General features: G+C 66.9%; 21 protein-coding genes. 14 read left to right on the top strand and 7 right to left on the bottom strand.

Going from position 1 to position 21329, the window contains the following annotated elements; all coding sequences use genetic code 11:
• Positions 1-39: 39 nt before the first annotated feature.
• Positions 40-1308, bottom strand: coding sequence for a hypothetical protein (locus ACZK4H_RS10845; RefSeq protein ID WP_099552255.1), 1269 nt, complete (start codon positions 1306-1308; stop codon positions 40-42).
• 71 nt (positions 1309-1379) lie between these two features.
• On the opposite strand from ACZK4H_RS10845, the gene aat reads away from it, so the two are divergent.
• From aat to ACZK4H_RS10830, 3 genes are all read left to right on the top strand, one after another.
• Positions 1380-2120 carry a leucyl/phenylalanyl-tRNA--protein transferase gene (gene aat / locus ACZK4H_RS10840; RefSeq protein WP_099552292.1) on the top strand — a complete coding sequence of 247 codons (741 nt, stop codon included), beginning with the start codon at positions 1380-1382 and terminating at the stop codon, positions 2118-2120.
• A gap of 86 nt (positions 2121-2206) precedes the next feature.
• Entirely contained in the window at positions 2207-2425 is a 219-nt protein-coding gene (gene infA, locus ACZK4H_RS10835) for a translation initiation factor IF-1 (protein WP_005409596.1), read from the top strand.
• A 200-nt stretch (positions 2426-2625) separates the two neighbouring features.
• Positions 2626-3009: a hypothetical protein gene (locus ACZK4H_RS10830; protein WP_099552256.1), complete on the top strand. Its 384-nt coding sequence runs from the start codon at positions 2626-2628 to the stop codon at positions 3007-3009.
• A 75-nt stretch (positions 3010-3084) separates the two neighbouring features.
• Here the strand turns inward: ACZK4H_RS10830 and clpA are convergent, their stop codons facing one another.
• A complete protein-coding gene (gene clpA, locus ACZK4H_RS10825) occupies positions 3085-5370 on the bottom strand; it encodes an ATP-dependent Clp protease ATP-binding subunit ClpA (protein ID WP_099552257.1) in 2286 nt (761 codons plus the stop codon).
• A gap of 138 nt (positions 5371-5508) precedes the next feature.
• On the opposite strand from clpA, the gene ACZK4H_RS10820 reads away from it, so the two are divergent.
• Entirely contained in the window at positions 5509-6321 is an 813-nt protein-coding gene (locus ACZK4H_RS10820; RefSeq protein ID WP_099552258.1) for an APH(6) family putative aminoglycoside O-phosphotransferase, read from the top strand.
• Positions 6322-6427: 106 nt separating this feature from the next.
• Here ACZK4H_RS10820 and clpS read toward each other — a convergent pair whose 3' ends face one another.
• The gene (clpS, locus tag ACZK4H_RS10815; protein ID WP_005409592.1) at positions 6428-6754 is read right to left on the bottom strand and encodes an ATP-dependent Clp protease adapter ClpS; all 327 of its coding nucleotides are present in this window, start codon (positions 6752-6754) and stop codon (positions 6428-6430) included.
• 112 nt (positions 6755-6866) lie between these two features.
• Here clpS and ACZK4H_RS10810 point away from each other — a divergent pair, with 112 nt between their 5' ends.
• The 8 genes from ACZK4H_RS10810 (at position 6867) to ACZK4H_RS10775 (ending at position 12308) form a co-directional block, all read left to right on the top strand.
• Positions 6867-7337: a hypothetical protein gene (locus ACZK4H_RS10810; protein WP_099552259.1), complete on the top strand. Its 471-nt coding sequence runs from the start codon at positions 6867-6869 to the stop codon at positions 7335-7337.
• 1 nt (position 7338) lies between these two features.
• Complete coding sequence (locus tag ACZK4H_RS10805; RefSeq protein WP_099552260.1) at positions 7339-7800, top strand: NUDIX hydrolase; 462 nt, start codon at positions 7339-7341, stop codon at positions 7798-7800.
• On the top strand, positions 7797-8939 hold the full coding sequence (mnmA, locus tag ACZK4H_RS10800; RefSeq protein WP_099552261.1) for a tRNA 2-thiouridine(34) synthase MnmA: 1143 nt from the start codon (positions 7797-7799) through the stop codon (positions 8937-8939). Before ACZK4H_RS10805 ends, mnmA begins: the two co-directional genes overlap by 4 nt.
• Positions 8936-9550 (top strand): high frequency lysogenization protein HflD, encoded by a 615-nt coding sequence (hflD, locus tag ACZK4H_RS10795; RefSeq protein ID WP_010485865.1) that lies wholly within the window; start codon positions 8936-8938, stop codon positions 9548-9550. The genes mnmA and hflD overlap by 4 nt, the downstream gene beginning before the upstream one ends.
• Positions 9551-9714: 164 nt before the next feature.
• Positions 9715-10905 carry a methyl-accepting chemotaxis protein gene (locus ACZK4H_RS10790; protein ID WP_032127364.1) on the top strand — a complete coding sequence of 397 codons (1191 nt, stop codon included), beginning with the start codon at positions 9715-9717 and terminating at the stop codon, positions 10903-10905.
• A gap of 98 nt (positions 10906-11003) precedes the next feature.
• The gene (locus ACZK4H_RS10785) at positions 11004-11219 is read left to right on the top strand and encodes a hypothetical protein (protein ID WP_099552262.1); all 216 of its coding nucleotides are present in this window, start codon (positions 11004-11006) and stop codon (positions 11217-11219) included.
• Positions 11220-11316: 97 nt separating this feature from the next.
• Positions 11317-11664: a hypothetical protein gene (locus ACZK4H_RS10780; protein ID WP_099552263.1), complete on the top strand. Its 348-nt coding sequence runs from the start codon at positions 11317-11319 to the stop codon at positions 11662-11664.
• A 137-nt stretch (positions 11665-11801) separates the two neighbouring features.
• The gene (locus tag ACZK4H_RS10775) at positions 11802-12308 is read left to right on the top strand and encodes a hypothetical protein (RefSeq protein WP_099552264.1); all 507 of its coding nucleotides are present in this window, start codon (positions 11802-11804) and stop codon (positions 12306-12308) included.
• Positions 12309-12448: 140 nt separating this feature from the next.
• Here ACZK4H_RS10775 and ACZK4H_RS10770 read toward each other — a convergent pair whose 3' ends face one another.
• Complete coding sequence (locus ACZK4H_RS10770) at positions 12449-15208, bottom strand: bifunctional diguanylate cyclase/phosphodiesterase (RefSeq protein ID WP_099552265.1); 2760 nt, start codon at positions 15206-15208, stop codon at positions 12449-12451.
• Positions 15209-15339: 131 nt separating this feature from the next.
• Between ACZK4H_RS10770 and ACZK4H_RS10765 the strand changes: the two genes are divergently transcribed.
• The gene (locus ACZK4H_RS10765) at positions 15340-17442 is read left to right on the top strand and encodes a sensor histidine kinase (protein WP_099552266.1); all 2103 of its coding nucleotides are present in this window, start codon (positions 15340-15342) and stop codon (positions 17440-17442) included.
• Between the two features lie 4 nt (positions 17443-17446).
• On the top strand, positions 17447-19219 hold the full coding sequence (locus ACZK4H_RS10760; RefSeq protein WP_032127372.1) for an EAL domain-containing protein: 1773 nt from the start codon (positions 17447-17449) through the stop codon (positions 19217-19219).
• Positions 19220-19312: 93 nt separating this feature from the next.
• On the opposite strand, the gene ACZK4H_RS10755 is transcribed toward ACZK4H_RS10760, so the two are convergent.
• The 3 genes from ACZK4H_RS10755 to flgM form a co-directional block, all read right to left on the bottom strand.
• Positions 19313-20533 carry an ATP-binding protein gene (locus ACZK4H_RS10755; protein WP_099552267.1) on the bottom strand — a complete coding sequence of 407 codons (1221 nt, stop codon included), beginning with the start codon at positions 20531-20533 and terminating at the stop codon, positions 19313-19315.
• A 91-nt stretch (positions 20534-20624) separates the two neighbouring features.
• Positions 20625-20963 carry a flagellar protein FlgN gene (locus ACZK4H_RS10750; RefSeq protein ID WP_006366325.1) on the bottom strand — a complete coding sequence of 113 codons (339 nt, stop codon included), beginning with the start codon at positions 20961-20963 and terminating at the stop codon, positions 20625-20627.
• Positions 20960-21265: a flagellar biosynthesis anti-sigma factor FlgM gene (gene flgM / locus ACZK4H_RS10745; protein WP_006444133.1), complete on the bottom strand. Its 306-nt coding sequence runs from the start codon at positions 21263-21265 to the stop codon at positions 20960-20962. The genes ACZK4H_RS10750 and flgM overlap by 4 nt, the downstream gene beginning before the upstream one ends.
• Positions 21266-21329 lie beyond the last annotated feature (64 nt).

The following is a 21329-nucleotide window of genomic DNA, read 5'->3' as shown; positions in this document are numbered from 1 at the left end:
AGGTTGGCATCTACCAGAGCGCTGGCGAGGACGCTGTGCTCAGGTGCACTGCCAGAAATGCCCACTCACCCGGCACTTCGCGCACCAGAACGTGTAGAGCATGCCGCCACTGCCCCATAGCAGCGTGCCTCCATCGGTGGTCGGCAGCGTCGAATCCAGCTGCATCACGAAGGGCATCTCCTCACCGCAATCGATGCACGCCGGATACCAGGCACTCTGCACCCAGCTGGGCGCGCCGCCCACGCGCGACAGGTTCTGCCGATGATTGGACTGGCCCCAGTCCTGTTGTTGCCAACGCGCACTGTCCATGGCGGCCAGACCCACCTCGGCACGCAACAGGTCGCCGCTGTCGGTCGGCGCGGCCGGCACCTCCAGACGCTGGCTGGGGTGGCAGCTGGGCAGGCCGATGGCATCGTGGCGATAGAAGCGCACGGGCGGGTCTTCCCAGCCGCAGCAGTCCAGGCAGAGGCCCAGCGTGATCTCGCCCGCCGCACCCGGCTGCAGCGCGGCAGCGTCGGTTCTCAGCAGGCGCTGCAGCGGTGCATGGCAGCTGCCACACAACGCTTCCAGCCACCCTCCCATGTGTCCAGCATGGCGCACCTGCCCACCACTCCAGGTCGGATGCAGGCGCCAGATGCGCTTGCGCCAGCTCGGCTCGTCCGCCTGCTGCGCACGGTGCTGCTCACGGCCGAAGCGGATGTGCAGCGGCTGCTCGTCATGCAGGTGTCGCGGCTGCGGCCCGTCGGCGACGCCGGCCCAGTGCGCCCAGACCTCGGCATCCAGCCGTCCCCAGTCGACCACGTAGCCGCGGGCAACGGCGTAGGTCTCAGGCAGGGCGGCAAGCAGCAGCGCCCTCGCCCGCGCCATTTCGCGATCATCATCGGCTTCGGCCAGAATCTGCGCCCAGTGCGCGGCAATGGCAGGGGGCAAGCCCCGCCATACCTGTGAGGCCAGCTGCAGCTCATCTTCAATGGCCACCGCCAGCAACGCCTCCCAGTCCTCCTGCAGTACACGCGGCGCCTGGTAGCTGGCGAACTCCACTACGCTGGCCAGCAGTTCACCGCGCTCGCCGTCGCGATAGCGGCGCCAGGCCTCGGCGCAGACCGGTTCGACAGCTTCATCGGGCAGCAGGTCCAACGCCATGTCGAGAAAGGCCGAGCCGGGTGAACGCCGGGCAAGGGCCAGCAGCATCAGCGCACCGAGCTGGACCGGCTGCTCAGTCGCCAGCACCAGCAGCATGTTCTGGCTGTCGTTGCGGGTGCGCGGGGTGTCGTGCACATCGAGGATGGCAGTGATCGACTCACTCATGCGGGGCTCCTTGCCGATGGAGACTGATGGTGCCAGACATCGCCGATCACCACGACGAATACAATGCCGGCATGACCCGTCAGTTGCCCTGGCGCCTGGCCGATACGCCTGACGCCCCCTTTCCTCCGGCCGAGAGCGCGCTGCGCCAGCCTGATGGCCTGCTCGCCGTCGGCGGCGACCTGCATCCGGTGCGCCTGCTCAATGCCTACGCTGGCGGCATCTTTCCTTGGTTCAGTGAGGGCGAGCCGATCCTGTGGTGGTCGCCGGACCCACGCGTGGTGTTCCGCACCGGTGGCGTGCATCTGTCCAGCCGCTTCCGCCGCCAGTTGCGCAGCAGTACCTGGGAGGTCACCGCCGACACCGCCTTCAGCCGTGTGATGCGTGCCTGCGCTGCGGCACCGCGGCCCGGCCAGGACGGCACCTGGATCAGCCCTGCGATGGTCGAGGCCTACAGCCAGCTGCACGACCTGGGCTTCGCCCATTCGTTCGAAGTCTGGGACCGGCAGACCCTGGTCGGTGGCATCTACGGGGTGGCAATCGGGTCGATGTTCTTTGGCGAGAGCATGTTCAGTGGCGCCAGCGGCGGCTCCAAGATCGCCCTGGCCGCTCTGGCCTCCACCCTGCATGGCTGGGGCTGGGAACTGATCGATGCCCAGGTGGAGAATCCGCACCTGCTGCGGATGGGTGCCGAGCACCTCCCGCGCGCGGAATTCCTGCAGCACGTGCGCCGGACCGTGCGCGTTGACGGCCGGGAGGGCCCGTGGGCCCGGGCGGTCGGACGCTTGCCAGCACGGCGTTTGGCCGGGGGTTAACACAAACTTTGCAAGCTGGCGCTGTCACGCGTAAAATACCGCGCCTTAGGCCCAGCGTGGCCGTTTTCTGAACCGCACAGGACTACATGTCGAAAGACGATTCCATCGAGTTCGAGGGCACCGTCAGCGAGACGCTGCCGAACACCACTTTCCGCGTTCGTCTGGAAAATGGGCACGAAATCATCGCCCACATCTCCGGCCGCATGCGCAAGAACTACATCCGCATCCTCACCGGTGACCGGGTCAAGGTTGAAATGACCCCGTATGACCTGACCAAGGGTCGTATCACCTACCGCATGAAGTAAGCGGTCGGCGCCTGGCGCCACTCGACAAGGCCAGCCCTGGTTGCTGGCCTTTTGTCATGCCCGGAATCCGGCCCTGCCGGAGGTCACCATGACCGAGCTCACCGTGGCGTCGGTCAGCCCTGCTTGCGGCAGATTCGCGCTTGCAGCAGCCGCGGCATCGTGGGAACCGATCCAGTCCGGATCGCCGCCCCCGCCCGATCATGAACGCCCTGCTCCCGCACGTCCTGCTGCCGGCAGTTCTGCTGGTCAGCCTCCCCCTGGCGGCATTCGCCGCTGAACCCACAAAGCCCTCCAATCCGTCCGAGTGCCTTGCCCTCGGCAGCCATCGCGATATCCGCCCCTCCACCACGGAACGCGAGGTGCTGCTGCGCGACGGTGACAGCCACTATCGGGTGCATCTGCAGAAACGCTGCCTGGGCGCTGCCGCCTCGGCCAGCTACGTCTTCTTCACGCCAAGTACGCCTGAGCGGATCTGCGGTGACGCCCGCAGCACCCTGAAGACCGACAGCAACCACTGCGTCGTGACCCGGATCGAACCGATCGATGCGGCGACCTTCAGGCGCCTGGCGCAACAGGGGCGTTGAGTTGCGGCACATGCAACAAGGGCGGCCGAAGCCGCCCTTGTTTCCCAACCGCACCGGGATCGGTCCGGCGCGACGTTACTCCACCGTCACCGGCAACAGGCGCTCCGGCTCGGCCTGGGTCTCGACCACCAGCTCGTCGTCGCGCACGTCGATGCTGACCTTCCCGCCGTTGACCAGCTTGCCGAACAGCAGCTCGTCGGCCAGCGGGCGCTTGATCTTGTCCTGGATGACGCGGGCCATCGGGCGGGCACCCATCAGCGGGTCAAAACCATGGTGGGCCAGCCAGTCGCGCGCCGTCGGGGTGGCCGACAGGCTGACGTGCTTGTCCTGCAACAGCATCTCCAGCTCGATCAGGAACTTGTCGACCACGCGCAGGATGTGCTCGAAGCCCAGCGCCTGGAACTGCACCACCGCGTCGAGGCGGTTGCGGAATTCCGGGGTGAAGCTGCGGCGGATGGTCTCCATCGCGTCGGTGGCATGGTCCTGCTTGGTGAAGCCGATCGAACGCCGCGAGGCCTGCGCCGCGCCAGCGTTGGTGGTCATCACCAGCACCACGTTCTTGAAGTTCGCTTCGCGACCGTTGGTATCGGTCAGCACGCCGCGGTCCATCACCTGCAACAGGATGTTGAAGATGTCCGGATGCGCCTTCTCGATCTCGTCCAGCAGCAGCACGCAGTGCGGCGTCTTGACGATCTTCTCGGTCAACAGGCCGCCCTGGTCGAAGCCGACGTAGCCCGGAGGAGCACCAATCAGGCGGCTGATCGAATGCGGCTCCATGTACTCGGACATGTCGAAGCGGACCAGCTCGATGCCCAGCTGCAACGCCAGCTGCTTGGTCACTTCGGTCTTGCCGACACCGGTCGGGCCGGCGAACAGGAAGTTGCCGATCGGCTTTTCCGGGTTGCCCAGGCCCGAACGGGCCAGCTTGATCGCCGAGGACAGCGTCTCGATGGCCGGGTCCTGGCCGAAGATCACCATCTTCAGGTTGCGCTCCAGGTGCTGCAGCACATCCTTGTCGGTGGCACTGACCTGCTTGGCTGGGATGCGCGCCATCTTGGCCACGATCGCCTCGACTTCCTCGACGTCGATCAGCTCCTTGCGCTGGCCTTCCGGCAGCAGGCGCTGGCGGGCGCCAGCCTCGTCGATCACGTCGATGGCCTTGTCCGGCAGCAGGCGGTCGCCGATGTGCTTGACCGACAGGTCCACTGCGGCCTGCAGCGCCTCGTCGGAATAGGTGACGCCGTGGTGCAGCTCGTACTTGGACTTCAGGCCCTGCAGGATCTCGTAGGTCTCGCCGACGGTCGGTTCGACGATGTCGATCTTCTGGAAGCGGCGGGCCAGCGCCCGATCCTTCTCGAAGATGCCACGGTATTCCTGGAAGGTGGTCGAGCCGATGCAGCGCAGCTCGCCGGAAGCCAGCGCCGGCTTGATCAGGTTGGAGGCATCCATGGTGCCGCCCGACGCCGACCCGGCACCGATGATGGTGTGGATCTCATCGATGAACAGCACCGCGTTGGGCACCTTCTTCAGCGCCGTCAGCACGCTCTTCAGGCGCTTCTCGAAGTCGCCACGGTACTTGGTACCAGCCACCAGTGCGCCCAGGTCGAGCGAGTAGATCACCGCGTCGGCCAGCACGTCGGGAACCGAACCTTCGATGATGCGGCGGGCCAGGCCTTCGGCGATGGCGGTCTTGCCCACGCCGGCCTCGCCCACGTACAGCGGGTTGTTCTTGCGGCGGCGGCACAGGACTTGGATGGTGCGCTCGATCTCGTCGGCACGACCGACCAGCGGGTCGATGCGACCGGCCCGGGCCTGCTCGTTGAGGTTGCTGGCGAACTCGGTCAGGGCATCCCCCTTCGGCTCGCCCTCCCCGCCTTCGATGCGGCCTTCGCCCTCGGACGAGGAGGACGGCTGCTCGCCTTCCTCGCCCAGCTTGGCGATGCCGTGGGACAGGTAATTGACCACGTCCAGCCGGGTCACGTCCTGCTGGTTGAGGTAATAGACGGCGTGGGAGTCCTTTTCGCCGAAAATGGCGACCAGCACATTGGCGCCGGTGACCTCCTTCTTGCCCGAGGACTGCACGTGGTACACGGCCCGCTGCAGCACGCGCTGGAAGCCCAGGGTCGGCTGGGTATCGCGGCCGTCATCTTCGGCCAGGCGGGACACGGAAGCCTCGATGGCCTGCTCCAGCTCCTGGCGCAGGCGTTCGGCGTCGGCGCCACAGGCCTTCAGTACGGCCTGGGCGGACGGGTTGTCGAGCAGTGCCAACAGCAGGTGTTCGACCGTCATGAACTCATGCCGGGCCTCACGGGCGCGCTTGTAGCACTGGCCGATGGTGTGTTCGAGGTCTTTGCTGAACATGGATTACTCCGGCGGCAGATGGGGACAATATGCGGCCTGACTACGCGTTTTCCATCACCCTAGCGGATTGCTGCGTTCAGATGGCGTTAGCAGTACAGATCGCTTGATCTTCATTCACTCCAGGACAGCCCACCCAGCATGAGCGAACCCTACCTGAGCCGCTGGCGATTGCGGCGTGATGGCGCGGCCATCGAAACGCCCCATGCCCGGCTCTGGCCGGTGCTGACCACCGCCGGCGAGCCGGCCATGCTGAAGATCAGCAGCGAAACCGAAGAGCAGAACAGCCATCGCCTGCTGCGCTGGTGGGAGGGCGATGGCGCCGCCCGCCTGCTGGCCCACGAGGGGCCGGCGATCCTGATCGAGCGTGCCGGCGGCGACTCGCTGCGGCAACGTTCGATCGACGGCGACGATGACGCCTGCACCACGATCCTGTGCCAGGTCCTGCAGCGACTGCACCGGCCACGGAGCGCGCCGCCAGCGGAACTGGTCTGCCTGCGTACATGGTTCGCCGACCTGCTGCAGCCAAGGGCTGCGCTGCCGCCACTGCTGGAACAGTGCAGATCACTGGCGGAGGGGCTGCTGCAGGACGAACAGGAGATCCGGCCGCTGCACGGCGACCTGCACCACGACAACGTGCTGGATTTCGGCGCGCGCGGCTGGCTGGCGATCGACCCGAAGCGGCTGCTGGGCGATCGGGCCTTCGATTACACCACGCTGTTCAGCAACCCGGACCTGTGCGGTCCAGGCATCCATGTCGCGACGCGACCGGAACGGTTTGCGGCTCGCCTTGAACAGGTCACAGCGCTGGCGGAGCTGGAACGCACGCGTCTGCTGCGCTGGATCGCGGCCAGCATGGGGTTGTCGGCGGTATGGTTCCGGGATGATGGCGACCCGGCCGACATTGATGAGACCGTGGCACGAATGGCGCTGGAGGCACTGGCGGAGGGATGAAACCCACCCCTTGGGCGCCCACCCTGGTGGGCACGATGCGTGAGGCGTAAGCACACCTCGGCGAAAGGCAGCCGAGCATCGGCTCGGCGCCACAGGTCGGGGCCGGTCAGGCCTTTTCCATGGTGCACAGCAGGGGGTGCTGGTTCATCCGCGAGTACTCGTTGACCTGGGCAACCTTGGTCTCGGCCACTTCGCGGGTGAACACCCCGCACACGCCACGGCCGCGGGTATGGACGTGCAGCATCACCTGCGTGGCCTTGTCCAGGTCCATGCTGAAGAACTGCTGCAGGACGTCCACCACGAAATCCATCGGGGTGTAGTCGTCGTTGAGCAGCATCACCTGGTAGAACGGCGGCGGCGCCACTTCCGGGCGCGCGGCCTCTACGGCGACGCCGTGCTCGTGCTGGGAATCGGGGGAAGACTCATGGGGCATCGGGCCATTATAGAGGCTCGGGCGAGCCTGCGTCGGCCCGCCGCAGATTGGACGGCACGCACGCCCGCCGTCACAATTGCACCCTCTCTCAGCAATGTTTCACAGGATCTTCATGAAAAGGACCCTTCTCTCCACCCTGCTGATCGCCCTGGCTGCATCCGGCTCCTCCGCTGCAGCAGACGCCGACAAGGCCGTGGCCCGCCACCTGGACAAGCTGGGCTACACCTATGAAGTCGATGAGGACGGCGACTATCGCATGGTCTTCGACGTCGAGGGTGACCGCACCCAGATGGTCTATGTACGTTCGTCGGTGGAGGATTTCGGCACCCACAACATCCGCGAGATCTGGTCGCCCGCTTACAGCGCCAAGACCAAGCAGTTCCCGGTGGCCGTGGCCAACCGCCTGCTGGAAGATTCGCAGGATGCCAAGATGGGCGGCTGGGTAAAGCAGGACACCACCGCCATGTTCGTGGTCAAGATCGACGCCGATGCCACTGCCGACCAGCTCAGCGACGCCATCGATGCGGCCATCCGCACCGCCGACGCCATGGAGCTGGAACTGACCAAGAAGGACGAGTTCTGAGTTGAACGCCACGCCGGACCCGCGCTGGGCACCGCACGCCACCGTCGCCACCGTGGTGGTCGACGGCGGCCGCGTGCTGCTGGTTGAAGAGACCATTGACGGCCGGCAGGTGCTGAACCAGCCGGCCGGCCACCTTGAACCCGGCGAAAGCCTGGCCGAGGCAGCCCTGCGCGAGACCCGCGAGGAAACCGGCTGGACGGTGCAGCTGACCCATTTCATCGGCTGCTACCAGTGGACTGCCGGCGACGGCACGACCTTCCTGCGCTTCTGCTATGCGGCGCGCCCGGTCTCGCATGACCCGGCGCAGCCGTTGGACACCGGCATTGATCGCGCGCTGTGGCTGACCCCGGCCGAACTGCAGACCGCCGGCGATCGCCAGCGCAGCCCGCTGGTCTGGCAGGTAGTGGCCGATTACCTGGGTGGCCAGCGCCACCCGCTTTCGCTGGTCCGGGAGGTCGCATGAGCACTCCGCGCGTGATGGTGGGCGTCTCTGGTGGTGTCGACTCTTCGGTCGCCGCCTGGCGCCTCGTACAGCAGGGTGAGGCCGTGGCCGGCCTGTTCATGCAGAACTGGGCCGACGATGGCAGCGGCGACTGCCGCGCCGAGGACGACCGCCGCGATGCGGTGGCGGTGTGCGGCCTGCTCGGCATTCCCTTCCACTTCCGCGATTTCTCCAGCGAGTACTGGCAGGGCGTGTTCGAACACTTCCTGGCCGAGTACGCCGCCGGCCGCACGCCGAACCCGGACGTGCTGTGCAACCGCGAAGTGAAGTTCAAGCATTTCCTGGATGCCGCCCGCGAGCTGGGCGCCGAGCGCATCGCCACCGGCCACTACGCACGGGTGGCCCAGCGCGGCCACCAGTGGCTGCTGCTGCGCGGCGCCGACCGCTCCAAGGACCAGAGCTACTTCCTGCACCAGCTGGGCCAGGAGCAGCTGTCGGCGACCCTGTTCCCGATCGGCGACCTGGAAAAGACCGACCTGCGCCGGATCGCCCGTGACGTCAGCCTGCCGACCCACGCCAAGAAGGACTCCACCGGCATCTGCTTCATCGGCGAGCGTGACTTCCGCGAGTTCCTCGGCCGTTACCTGCCGGCCAAGCCCGGCCAGATCCTCGACCCGGCCGACGGCAGCGTCATCGCCGAACATCCGGGCGTGTTCTATTTCACCCTCGGCCAGCGCGAGGGCCTGAACATCGGCGGCGTGCGCGGCCGCCCGGCCGCACCGTGGTACGTGGTCGGCAAGGATGTGGCCAGCAACGTGCTGTACGTGGACCAGGACCGCGACAGCAAGTGGATGCTGTCCGACCGGCTGCGCTCGGAAACCGCGCACTGGATCGCCGGTTCGCCGCCGGCACGGCGCTTTGAATGCACCGCCCAGACCCGCTACCGCCAGCCCGACGAGCCGTGTACGGTCGAGGTGCTGGACGATGGCAGCGTGCTGGTCACCTTCGCGCGCCCGCAGCGCGCCGTTACCCCTGGTCAATCGCTGGTGCTGTATGACGGTGATGTGTGCCTGGGTGGCGCGGTGATCGCCGCCACCGATGCGCCGCTGGAACAGCGCCTGCGCACCACCCCTTCCCCTTTTGAGGTAATCGCTGCATGAGTTTCACTGTCGACGACCGCGTCCTGGCCCTGGCCGGCATTGCCCAGGCCCTGCAGCAGGTACGCCGCATCGCCGATACCGGCCATTCCGACGCCGCCGCCGTACGCACCGCCGTGGACAGCGTGTTCCGTGTCGATGCGTCCTCGCCGCAGGAGGTGTTCGGTGACCGCCATGCACTGAAGGCCGGCCTGCGCCTGCTGCACAACTACTTCCGCAGCCAGGGTCAGGACCCGATCCTGCCCAAGCTGGCCCTGTCGGTGCTGCAGCTGGAGCGCCGCTTCGTGCAGGACGGCGCCACCGTGAACAAGGTCGCCTCGGGCATCGAACGCGCCCAGCGCCAGGCCACCGAGCTGGGCGACAGCGGCCATCCGGACGTGCTGGCCAATCTGGGTGGCCTGTACGCGGACACCATCAGCCACCTCAAGCCGCGGGTGATGGTGCAGGGCAACCCGCACTACCTGGGCCAGGCCGGGGTGGTGGCCGAGATCCGCGCCCTGCTGCTGGCCGCTGTGCGCTCGGCAGTGCTGTGGCGCCAGCTGGGCGGCAGCTACTGGGACTTCCTGTTCAGCCGCAAGGCGATGATCGAGGCCGTGGACCGGCAGCTGGCCTGAGCCCCATGGGGTCGGATCCCTTTCCGGCACGGAAAGGGCTCTGACCCCGAAGCCGCCAAGGCGTCGGAAAACCGGCGCATTCAGAATGCACTTCGAGGCACATCGACGTTAAAGAGAAAGGGGGTACGGCCGATACATCCTCCGTGCACCTCCCGAGAACGTCCATGTACTCACGCATTTTCATCCGTCTGGCCGCCCCCCTGGCTCTGACCCTGCTGCTCCCCTTCGCCATCGGTTTCGAATGGCCGGCCGCCCTGCGCTGGGCGATCCTGACCACGATGACGCTGAGCTGGCTCGGCTTTGCGTGGTGGACCACCCGCGCCCAGGCGCACCGTTCCCCGGAACATGCCCGTGTCCTGCGTGAGCAGGACCAGCTGCTGACCGAACTGCGCAACTTCGTCGGCAACGAAATCGACGGTTCGCGCGGCGAAGTGGAACGCGCCCGTGACCTGATCCGCCAGGCCGTCTCCAGCCTCGGTGGCAGCTTCGATGCGATGAACCGCAAGTCGCGCCAGCAGAGCCAGGCCCTGTCGCGCATCGTCGACCGCGCCGGCGATGAAGGCAATGCCGGCCTGGACGTTGCCCGTTTCGCCCAGCACGCCAGCCACCGCATGGAACAGCTGGTGGAAGCGCTGGAACAGGTGAGCGGCCAGAGCAGCACCACCGTGCAGCACATCGACCAGATGGCGCAGCACCTGGATGGCATCTTCGCGTTGCTGGAAGACGTCAAGTCGATCGCCGACCAGACCAACCTGCTGGCCCTGAACGCTGCAATCGAAGCGGCGCGTGCCGGTGAAGCCGGTCGTGGCTTCGCAGTGGTCGCCGACGAAGTGCGCAACCTGTCCGAGCGCTCGACCACCTTCAACGAGCAGATCCGCAAGCTGGCGCACAGCTCCAAGGACGCCATCGCCAAGGTCCGCGAGACGGTCTCGCACATGGCCTCGCGTGACATGGACCGCTCCCGCGAAGCCCGCCAGGAAGCAGCGGCAATGCTCGACAACGTCGCGCAGATCAATGCCTCGCTGGGCGACGGCATGCGCGAAGTGTCCGACTGCGCCCGTTCGATCGATGGCAGCGTGGCCGAAGCCGTGCGCGCCCTGCAGTTCGAAGACATCGCGACCCAGGCGCTGGGCGGCGTGCACACCCACCTGGACCGCCTGACCGCGATCAACCGTGAAGCAGTGGCCCTGCAGGAACTGCTGCACCGCAATGGCGGCGTGTTCGACGAAGAGATCGCCACCGCCCTGCAGCGCACCGGCAGCCGCCTGCGCGAACTGCGCAGCGAATGGGAACGCCCGCCGCACAAGCCGGTTGCCCAGCAGAGCATGGGCGCCGGCACTGTCGAGCTGTTCTGATCCTGATGTCCGCTGCCCTCGCCGGCAGCCCGCAAGGCCCCGGTTCGTCCGGGGCCTTTGCCTGTACCCTGCCGCTGGATGCATCCTGTACGCGCACCATGACCCTGATCCGCGCCCTGCCCTCCCTCACCGACACCGAGCGCCCGCGCAACGCGAGCGTGCGTGAGCAGCTGCAGCAGCTGGAAGAGGTCGCCCGCGAAGAGATCCGCGAACTGCAGCAGCTGGCGGATGCGCGCCCCGCTCCGTCGCGGGCGGACGACGAACTACTGGGATTGGCTTGGGATCTCGGGCTGGATGGCGAGGCCCTGAAGTAGATCTACGCCATGCGTGGATGGCTGTCACCGCCACCCGCTCCAAACCCATGGCATGATCCGGCCATGCCACCTACGGCTGGACACGGAGTGTCGTCGCATGAGTACCACGTTCATGACCTGGCTGGGATTTGCCGCGATGGTGCTCATTGCCGTCACCTTCACCTGGCGCCCCGCCTACGCCACCTTGCGGCCGCCCCGGCATCGACCTGTCGCATTCCTGTTCGGCAGCCTGCTATTCATGCTGATGGCCTTTCTATGTGCCTGGATGGCGGCAACGGCGATCAACACCGGGCATGTCCATCTAAGCCACCACCGCGCCGGCACCATTGATGCATGGCGGGACATCGAGCCGGTGACGTATTGGCTGATCATCGTGGCGGCGTACGTGGTCGGACTGATGATCGCCAGCTATTCCATTGCAGGCATTGCGTTGATGAACCGGTAGATCCACGCCATGCGTGGATGGCTTTCATCTGCCGGTGTGACGCCTGGCCCTCGCCGCAACATCCGCGCATGGCGCGGATCTACCGGGGTGGCGAAATCGTTGTGGCATGATGCCCCGGTCCCGTTCATGGAAGACCGATGGCCATCGCCCTGATCGCAGTGCTGTTGATCGAGACCATCCTTCTGATGGCGTGGGTGGCCGCCTATTTCAGCTGGGGCATCACCCTGTTCAATGAGCGCATCGCGGCGTCACCGGCCATACAGGCCCGGCTCTCGCTGGGCAACCTGGAGCGTGACCTGCCGCAGGACAGATGGCTGCAACTGGCCTTCCATGCGCTGCCCGACGGCAGCATGGCGTTCCGCGAGAGCTTCGCGCCGAGCTTCGGCCTGCGCTACTTCCCGGTGATGCGCGGTCGTATCGTACTCAACGCGCGACGGCACGAAGTGCGGGTGATCGGCCTGTGCAGCTGGTTCGTGGCAACCCTGTCGCTGCTGCTGTTGCCACTGGTGGCGATGCGCCCGATGGTGGCACCCATGCTGCTGGTGCTGCCGTTGTTCCTGGCCAGCTATCTGGTCCAGAAGCGGCGCTACGCTGCCATCGTGGAAGCGCTGCGCATGCAGTTGAAGGCGGAGTTTCCGAGGTAGATCCACGCCATGCGTGGATGATCGAGAGGCACGGGCTTCCGTGCCGACCAACGGTCGGCACCCACCAGAGTCGGCGCCGTCAGTAGATCCACGCCATGCGTGGATGGTCGCGAGCGCAGGCACCCACCAGCGTCGGGTTGTCAGCGCACCAGCACTGCTTCGCCACTGGCGTCGGTGCGCATCGGCGCCGGCTGCGGCTGGCGCAGCCACTGAGCCAGGTCACGCGGGCTGAGCGGGCGCGAGTACAGGTAGCCCTGGATTTCGTCGCAACCCTGGCGGCGCAGCATGTCTTCTTCCTGGTGCGTTTCCACGCCCTCGGCCACCACCTTCATGCCCAGCGCGTGACCCAGGTGCACGATGGCCTGGGTCACTTCGGCCGTGCCCGAATCATGCAGCATGCCCTGCACGAAACTGCGGTCGATCTTCAGGCGCCCGACCGGGAAGCGGTTGAGATAATTGAGGTTGGAGAAGCCGGTACCGAAGTCATCCACCGCCAACGGTACGCCGTGCCGTTCCAGCACATCGAAGCAATGGCGCAGGATGTCGGTGTCACGGATCAGCGCCGACTCGGTCAGCTCCAGCTCCAGCCGCTGCGGTGGCCAGCCATGGGCGTGGCAGATTTCGATCACGCGCTCGGCAAAGCCGCGGTCACGCAGCTGCACCGCCGAGACATTCACTGCGATGCGGTCGAAGCGCAGACCAGCGCGGTCCCAGGCCGTGGCCTGGCGGCAGGCCTCATTCAGTACCCAGTCGCCGATCCGTACGATCTCGCCGCACTTCTCGGCGATGGGGATGAACTCGGCCGGACTGCAATAGCCAATCCCGGGTCGGTGCCAGCGCAGCAGCGCCTCGATCGCCGGCGGCTCGCCGTGATGGGCATGCAGCAGCGGCTGGTAGGCCAGGCTGAACTCTTCGCGCTCGATGGCACCGTGCAGGGCATGCTCAAGCTCAAGCTTGCGCTGGATGCGGGCCAGCGCGTCCTGGCTGTAGTACTGGTAGGTATTGCGGCCGGCCTCCTTGGCTGCATACATCGCCGCATCGGCGGCACGCAGCAGGGAATCGAAGTCGGTCTGTGCGTCACCCAGCATCGCAATGCCGACGCTGGCGCCCACCTTCAACGTTGTTTCGCCCCGGCGCAGCGGCTCGGCCAACGAAGCGATCAATTTGCGTGCCACATGGCCCGCATCCTCCGGCTCGGCCAGGTCGCGCAGCACCACGATGAATTCATCACCACTGAAGCGGCCAAACAGATCGTTGTTGCGCAGGTTCTGGTGCAGCCGGGTCGCGGCCGCCTTCAGCAGGGCGTCGCCGGTGGCGTGGCCGAAACTGTCGTTGATGGTCTTGAAGCCATCCAGATCGATGAACAGCATCGCCAGCGATGTGCCGCGGTCGCGCGCCTCTTCGATGGCTTCGGCGGTCTGTTCGCCGAGCAGCACGCGATTGGGCAGGCCAGTGAGCAGATCGTAATGGGCCAGCAGCTCGATGCGCTCGTTGGCCTCGCGCTCCCGAGTGATGTCACGGAACAGCACCACGAAACGCGGCGGCAGCCCATCACGGCGGTCCAGTTCGATCAGCACCTGCACCCAGACGCGCAGGCCGGACTGCCGGTAGAAGCACAGGTCCAGCTGCTCGGGCAGCCCACCATCAGCGATGCGCCCCAACGCCGCTTCGAAGGCGTTGCGTGAATCCTCGGTATACAGCGCCAGCGCCTGGTCGAGGGTGATCGGCTCCTTGCGCAGGCCGTGGATGCGGTAGCACTCCTCGGTCCACTGCATGTGCCGGGTCTGCACCTCGATCTCGCAGCCGCCGATGCGGCCCAGCGCGGAGACGCGGTTGAGCAGCTCGGTGCGCCAGCGGATCAGCGCATCGGTCTGGTGCTGCTCGGTGATGTTCTGCACCTGTCCGAGCAACCGCTTGGGCTGTCCGTCCATGTCCAGCAGTGGCTGCATCCACAGCCGCAGGTGCTGCGATGGCTCAGGGCCGCGGGTCAGTTCCAGCTCGAGATTGGCGGCGCGGCCATCGCGCCACAGCCGCCGCCAGGCCGCACGCAGTGCACCCCGTGAACGCGGGTGCAGCTGCTTCAGCCAGCGACGCTGGCCGGGCACGGCGCCCTGCTCCAGCGCCAGCAGCGAACGCAGCTCCGGCGACCACCAGAAGTGACCGCTGTTGGGGTCGAACGACCAGCTGCCCATGCTGGCGATGCGCTGGGCCTCGCTCAGGTGCAGCTGCTGTTCCTGAAGCAGCCCTTCCAGCTGCTTCTGCTGCTCGATATCGGTATGGGTGCCGACCATGCGCAACGGCTGGCCATCGGCGGTGCGCGCGACCACGCGGCCCCGGTCCAGCACCCAGCGCCACTGGCCATCGGCCTGGCGGAAACGGAACTGTGCGCTGTACTGCTCGCTCAGCCCACGCAGATGCTCGTCCAGTGCGAACCGCACCTGGGCGATGTCCTCGCTGTGCACGCGCGCCAGTATCTCGGTGGCGGTTTCATCGCCCAGTGCCGGGGTGCGCACCACGCGGTCGCTGGGAATGTCCCAGTCCCACAGGCTGTGGCCGGCGCTGTCCAGCGCGAGCTCCCAGCGCCCACCGCCGCCGAGCGGAACCGGCTCGGGAATGCTCAACGTGAAGGCCAGCAGATTGCCGGCGCCATCATGCACAGCGCGCAGGTGGCCGTCGTAGTGCCCGTGCGGGCCACCCGGCAGCGTGCAGGCAACGATGCCGCCATCGGCCGCCATCAGGCGCAGATCCTCCAGCATCGGCGCATAGGCGGCCACGGTGGCCGGCAGGCCATGCTCGCGCGCAGCCGGATTGGCCGCCAGCGGGCGGCCCGTGCGGTCGACGATGACCAGCGCCGACGCAAGCGGGTGCTGCAGCAGGCTGGCGATGATCCCTTGGTCCACGCGATCTTGCTCCGGATGACACGCCCGTCAGCGGGGCACGCAGTGGTTAACGGCGCCTGCGGCGGATAATTGAGTGGTCAGGGCACACCCGCGCGGTAAGATGGCCAGCGCCCCTTTCATCCAGCCCGTCCATGCCTGCAGAACCGACCGGCACCGCCCCTGTTCCCGACCCGCGGATGGCGCAGGCGCTGAGCCGCGACCGGCGGCGGGTGGTGCTGAGCTACCTGGTGATGGCATTGGCCTGGATGATCGCCTCCGACAGTGCCGTGCAGGCGCTGGTGCCGGATCCGCAGCAGGCGGCGATGTGGCAGAGCGTGAAGGGCTCGTTCTTCGCACTGGCCAGTGCCGGCCTGCTGTACCTGCTGCTGCGACCGCTGGCCGAGCACGTGCTGCACACCCATGCACGCCAGCAGGCCTCGGAGCTGCGCCTGCGGCAGATGTTCGAAGGCAACCCCGGCCCGATCCTGGTCTACGACCTGGATACGCTGGCGATCCTCGACGCGAATCCGGCGGCCTGCAGCGCATTCGGCTGGGAGCGCGATGAACTGCTGGAGCAGACCATCGACTCGCTGTGGCCACCCGGCCAGGATCAGGCGCTGCAGACCAAGCTGGAGGCGATCCGTGAAGCACCCGAGGAGCTGTGCGTCCTGCGGACCCAGCTGCAGCTGCGCGACGGCTCGCTGCGGCAGATGGAACTGCGCTCCAACGCCATCAGCTATGACGGCCACAATGCCCGGTTGCTGATCGCCATCGACCGCACCGCCGAAGACCTGGCCCAGTTGCGCCGCGACCAGGCGCTGGCCCGGGTCGAGGAAGCCCACGAGCTGGCGCGCATCGGCGCCTGGGAACTGGATCCATCCACCGGCATGGGCCGCTATTCCAACCAGGTCTACCGCCTGCTTGGCCGCCGGCCTCCGGAAGCCCGCCGCTGGCACCGCTTCGATGAGCTGCTGGTGCCCGCCGACCCCGCCACCGCCACCCAGACCGAGCAGCTGCTGGCCGAGCTGTGCTCGGCTGATCCGGTGCAGGTGGACGTATTGCTGCCCCTGCTGTCGATGGATGGCCGCGCCTTGATGGTGCACCTGCGAGCCGCCAGTGGTGTCGATGAGTCCGGTCGCAGCCGCGTGCTGGGTACCCTGCAGGACGTGACCGAGCGCGAGCAGTCGCGACGCCTGCTGCGCGAGCGCGAAGAACAGTTCCGCGAGCTGGTGCGGGTACTGCCCGATGGCGTGGTGATCCTCTCCGATGAGCACGTGCTGTACACCAATGCCTGGGCGGCCAGCCTGTTCGGCTATGGCAGCCACACCCTGCTGGGTGAGCCGCTGTCGGCGCTGGTCGCTGCCGGTGATCTGGCCCGCGTCCGCGGCCAGCTGCGCGCCGGGCAGCCACACCTGGGCCCCGGCCACAGCAGCGTGGTGGCCATGCAGCGCGCAGACGGGCGCAGCTTCCATGCCGGCCTGGCGGTCGGCGAGGTGCGCTACGGCGGCCGCGACTGCAAGCTGCTGATCGTGCGTGACCTGAGCGATTCCGAACGGACGCGCAGTGCACTGGAAACCAGCAACCGCGAACTGCAGGCGATGGCCGGCCGGCTGTTCTCGCTGCAGGAGGACGAACGCCGCGCGATCTCGCGCGACCTGCATGACGACATCGGCCAGGCGATCACGGCGATCAAATTGTCCGCCCATGCGGCGCAGGACGAGCATGATCCACAGCGCCGCGGCGAGGACCTGGCACAGATCGTCAGCCTGGCCGACACCACGGTGGCCAAGCTGCGCGACATCTCTACCCTGCTGCGTCCGCCGCAGCTCGACGCGCTGGGCCTGGAAGCAGCCCTGAGCTGGCAGGCACGGGTGCTGTTTCGTTCGTCGCCGGTGGAACTGCTGGCCGAGATCGAGCCCCTGCCGCACCGCCCCGACAACAGCATCGAACAGGCCTGCTTCCGCATCGCCCAGGAAAGCCTGACCAATGTGCTGCGGCACGCGCGCGCCAGCCAGGTACAACTTCAGCTGCGCGACGTCGGCAAGCGCGGCCTGCACCTGCAGATCCGCGACGACGGCGAGGGGTTCGACCCGGACGGTCCGCGCGGCCTGGGCCTGATCGTAATGCGCGAGCGTGCGCAGAGTGTCGGCGGCCATGTGCGGATCGAATCCGCACATGGCGAAGGCACCCTGATCGACGTCCACCTCCCCTACCAGGCGGCCAGCATGGCTGCCGTCGATTCACCGGAATACTGAGCCTATGTGGAATCCCAACCAGCCCCCGGTCAGCATCGACGATGCACCCGACCGCCTCGGTGCCGGCAACCCCGAGCTGCAGGCGATGGTCGCCGAGGCGGCCTCCGGCGGCACCGCGCTGATGCTGATGCACGTGGACATCGACCACTTCGCTTCGGTGAACGAGAACATGAGTGCCGAGGTAGGTGACCAGGCGCTGGTGCTGGTGGCGCAGCGGTTGCAGTCCTACCTGCGCGGCCGCGGCAAACTGTGGCGGCATGGCAGCGACGAGTTCCTGATCGCGGTGCCGCGCACCGCCGACGTGCCGCTGCCGGAGGACTTCGCCGAGGAGATCCGGCAGCAGATGGAGCTGCCCCTGTCGGTGCTGCCGTACACATTGTTCATGACCGGCAAGCTGGGCGTGAGCCTGTGCCCGGACCATGCCAGCAGCACCTCGCGCCTGCTCGACCACGCCGAGGATGCGCTGTACCAGGCGGCCCGCGAAGGCGGCAATGCGGTGCGCATCCACGCAGTGGATACCCCGCCGAGCGCGCACAGCGAGAGCATCATCGCGCGCCAGATCGTCGACGCGATCCCCAATGGCGAGCTGAAGCTTCGCTACCAGCCGCTGGTCAGTGCCCGCGACGGCCACGTGGTGGGCATGGAGGCGCTGCTGCGCTGGCAGTCCCCCACGCTGGGCATGCTGGTGCCGGAGCGCTTCATGCGCACCGCCGAGCGGCTGGGCATCATCGTGCAGATCGGCACCTGGGTGCTGGAAGGCGCACTGAAGCAGGCCCGCCTGTGGCGCGACCAGGGCTTCGACGACTTCACCATCGCCGTGAACGTCTCCACCCTGCAGTTGTTGCGGCCGAACTTCTTCGCTGAAGTCATGGGCCTGATCCAGGCTGCAGGCGTGCCGGCGCAGATGCTGACGCTGGAGATCAACGAAAGCGCGCTGACCAACAACGTCAACTTCGTGCACGAGACGCTGGCCAACCTGCGCAACGAAGGCATCAGCCTCAGCCTGGACAACTTCGGCACCGGCGATTCCAGCCTGAGCGCGCTGGTGCGTTACCCGGTGGACAAGCTGAAGATCGACCGCAGCTTCATCAAGAGCGCGCCAGCCGGCAACCGCGAGGCGGCCATCGCCCGCGCGATCATCGCCATGGGCCACCAGCTGGGCATGACCGTGATCGCCAACGGCGTGGAATCGCAGGCCCAACTGGGTTTCCTGCGCCGCAACGACTGCGACGTGTTCCAGGGCTACCTGTTCGGCGAGCCGATGTCGGCCGATGCCGCCGGCATGACCCTGCGCCGACGCTACCTGCGCCCGGAAGCCTTCGCCGAAACGCGCCCGGACCGGACACTGCTGCTGCTGGATGACGAGGAGAACGTGCTGCGCTCGCTGGTGCGCCTGTTCCGCCGCGACGGCTACCGTATCCTGGCGGCCGGCAACGTGCGCGATGCGTTCGACCTGCTGGCGATCAACGACGTGCAGGTGATCCTGTCCGACCAGCGCATGAGCGACATGAGCGGCACCGAGTTCCTGGGCCGGGTGAAGATGCTGTACCCCGATACGATCCGCCTGGTGCTGTCCGGCTACACCGATCTGAACACCGTGACCGACGCGATCAACCGTGGTGCGATCTACCGTTTCCTGACCAAACCCTGGAACGACGATGAGCTGCGCAAGCACATCCACCAGGCGTTCCGCACCTATGAGGAGCAGCGCCGCAGCAACGCCGGTCCGGCGCCGGTGGAAAGCGGAGATGGCGGTGAGGATCGCCCGTTGCGGTGATGATCCCCTCTGGTAGAGCCGGCCGCTGGCCGGCTGCTCTGGATATCGGGTTCAATGAGGTTGCCGGCCAGCGGCCGGCACGACCGGAAGCGGTCAGCGCGGCTGCTTCACTGGCAACACCACGCGGAAGCGCGAACCGACGCCCGGGGTACTGTCCAGGTCGATGCGGCCATGGTGCTTGTTGATGATGCTGTAGGAGATCGACAGGCCCAGGCCGGTGCCGCTGCCAACAGGCTTGGTGGTGAAGAACGGATCGAAGATGCGCTGCCGCAGTTCCGGCGAGATGCCTCCGCCAGTGTCCTCGAATTCGACCCACACCTGGTCACCGTCGACACCGGTACGCACGGTGATCGTGCCGCGCTCGGCGATGGCGTGGCCGGCATTGAGCAGCAGGTTCATGTAGACCTGGTTCAACTCCGACGGCAGGCACTCCACCAGCGGCAGCTGGCCGAACTCGCGATGCAGGGTGACCTTGTACTTGAGCTCGTTCCAGATGATGTTGATGGTCGATTCCAGCCCTGCATGCAGGTCGACCAGCTTCCACGATTCGTCGCGGCCGGAATACGAGAAGTCCTTCAGGTCACGCACGATGCGGGTGACCCGCTCGATGCCTTCGCGCGATTCGGCCATCAGCTGCGGCAGGTCACGGCTGATGAAATCGATGTCCAGGCGGTCACGGATATCGTCGATTTCCGGAATCAACGCCTTCGGGTCCGGCGCCCGCAGGGCGCGTTCGTAGGCTTCAATCACCGTGAACAGGCTGCGCAGGTACTCCTGCAGGCTGCCCAGGTTGGAGTGCACGTAGCCGATCGGGTTGTTGATCTCGTGCGCAACGCCCGCGGCAAGCTGGCCGATCGAGGCCATCTTTTCCGACTGCAGCAGCTTCTCCTGGGTGCCGTTCAGGCGCAGGTAGGCCTGGCGCAGCTCCGCATGGCGCTGCTGCAGCTCGCGCTCGTAGTCTTCCTGCCCTTCGATATGGCGGAACAACGCCAGGAAGTGCCCCTGGCCCACCGGACCGTGGTGGTAAAGGTGGGCGATGACCACCCCCTCTCCCAGCGGCAGGCTGCCATTCCAGTGACCATGCTGCCGCGCCTGTTCCAGCGCATCGGGGGGCAGCAGTTCACGCAGCCGCTGCGGCGGCGGCAATGAACCTTCCCCGCCGCCGGCCAGCAGGTTCTGCGCGGCCGGATTGGCCAGCGCCACCTGCCCGTCTTCAGTGAACAGCAACAGCCCTTCGCGCAGGCGCTCAAGCAGGGCCTGCAGCACCGGCTGCGGCGGAAGGGGGGCGGTAACCAGGGCGTTGGCAGCGGACACGGCGACTCGGGGCATTCGAACAGGCGCCCAATATACGCGGTCACGCAGCGGGCTTCAGCCCGCGGGGGTGGGTAGTGCGACCGCCGTCGCGTCAGGCGACGGCGAGTGGGCGGCGGGCAGTAACGGTATGTGACTGGCCCTTGGCGTCATAGGCCGAGGCGTCTTCGGTACGGCCCAACTGGCGCAGTGCCCAGTTGACCTCGCGCCGGCGCCGCGAAAGCAGCACGCCGTTGGCGCGGTTGCGCTCGGCCAGTTCCTGCAGCTGTTCGCCCTCGCCGACCGGCGGTGCGCCTTCCAGCGCTCGCAACGCCTCCAGCTTGGCGCCGGTGGCACGGATCAGGGCGTGCACGTCGTGCTCGACCAGGGCCTGGCGCTCAACGTCCAGGGCCTGGGCGAGACGCTGCAGCGGCTCGCTCATCGCTGCGGTCATCCCTGCAGCTGCTGGTCCAGATCGAGCATGCGCGATGCAATCGCGTCCGGATTGATCTTGTAGGTGCCGTTCTGCAGCGACTCGCGCACGGCGGCCACACGCTGGGCGTCGATCGCCGGGGCGGTGGTCAGCTCACGCTCGATGGCCTGCAGATTGGTGGCCTCGCCGGTCAGACGCAGGCTGTCGGCTGCCTCGACCGGGCGTGCCGGCGAATCGCTGCTGACGCCGGGCTTGCTGGCCGGGGTCGTCACGCTGCGCAGTGCCTGGGGGACCTGCAGGTTGCCGTCGATTTTCTGGCTCATGGGGTGTCCTGGAGTTGCCGTTCACAAGGGATAACGGCCTCAGGGCCGCGATCTTTAGGGATAT

The organism is Stenotrophomonas sp. 78350_Sma, from assembly GCF_056482105.1.
The sequence above is the reverse complement of the archived record's forward strand: the minus strand, read 5'-3'. Positions and strand labels throughout refer to the sequence as shown.

Bases quoted from the DNA above. Each gene is read 5' to 3' on its own strand.
- ACZK4H_RS10830 (WP_099552256.1), top strand. From the start codon at position 2,626: ATGAACGCCCTGCTCCCGCACGTCCTGCTGCCGGCAGTTCTGCTGGTC.
- clpS (WP_005409592.1), bottom strand. From the start codon at position 6,754: ATGCCCCATGAGTCTTCCCCCGATTCCCAGCACGAGCACGGCGTCGCC.
- ACZK4H_RS10780 (WP_099552263.1), top strand. From the start codon at position 11,317: ATGAGTACCACGTTCATGACCTGGCTGGGATTTGCCGCGATGGTGCTC.
- hflD (WP_010485865.1), top strand. From the start codon at position 8,936: ATGAGTTTCACTGTCGACGACCGCGTCCTGGCCCTGGCCGGCATTGCC.
- ACZK4H_RS10765 (WP_099552266.1), top strand. From the start codon at position 15,340: ATGCCTGCAGAACCGACCGGCACCGCCCCTGTTCCCGACCCGCGGATG.
- ACZK4H_RS10775 (WP_099552264.1), top strand. From the start codon at position 11,802: ATGGCCATCGCCCTGATCGCAGTGCTGTTGATCGAGACCATCCTTCTG.
- aat (WP_099552292.1), top strand. From the start codon at position 1,380: ATGACCCGTCAGTTGCCCTGGCGCCTGGCCGATACGCCTGACGCCCCC.
- ACZK4H_RS10845 (WP_099552255.1), bottom strand. From the start codon at position 1,308: ATGAGTGAGTCGATCACTGCCATCCTCGATGTGCACGACACCCCGCGC.
- ACZK4H_RS10760 (WP_032127372.1), top strand. From the start codon at position 17,447: ATGTGGAATCCCAACCAGCCCCCGGTCAGCATCGACGATGCACCCGAC.
- flgM (WP_006444133.1), bottom strand. From the start codon at position 21,265: ATGAGCCAGAAAATCGACGGCAACCTGCAGGTCCCCCAGGCACTGCGC.
- clpA (WP_099552257.1), bottom strand. From the start codon at position 5,370: ATGTTCAGCAAAGACCTCGAACACACCATCGGCCAGTGCTACAAGCGC.
- ACZK4H_RS10785 (WP_099552262.1), top strand. From the start codon at position 11,004: ATGACCCTGATCCGCGCCCTGCCCTCCCTCACCGACACCGAGCGCCCG.
- ACZK4H_RS10820 (WP_099552258.1), top strand. From the start codon at position 5,509: ATGAGCGAACCCTACCTGAGCCGCTGGCGATTGCGGCGTGATGGCGCG.
- infA (WP_005409596.1), top strand. From the start codon at position 2,207: ATGTCGAAAGACGATTCCATCGAGTTCGAGGGCACCGTCAGCGAGACG.
- ACZK4H_RS10750 (WP_006366325.1), bottom strand. From the start codon at position 20,963: ATGACCGCAGCGATGAGCGAGCCGCTGCAGCGTCTCGCCCAGGCCCTG.
- ACZK4H_RS10810 (WP_099552259.1), top strand. From the start codon at position 6,867: ATGAAAAGGACCCTTCTCTCCACCCTGCTGATCGCCCTGGCTGCATCC.
- ACZK4H_RS10790 (WP_032127364.1), top strand. From the start codon at position 9,715: ATGTACTCACGCATTTTCATCCGTCTGGCCGCCCCCCTGGCTCTGACC.
- mnmA (WP_099552261.1), top strand. From the start codon at position 7,797: ATGAGCACTCCGCGCGTGATGGTGGGCGTCTCTGGTGGTGTCGACTCT.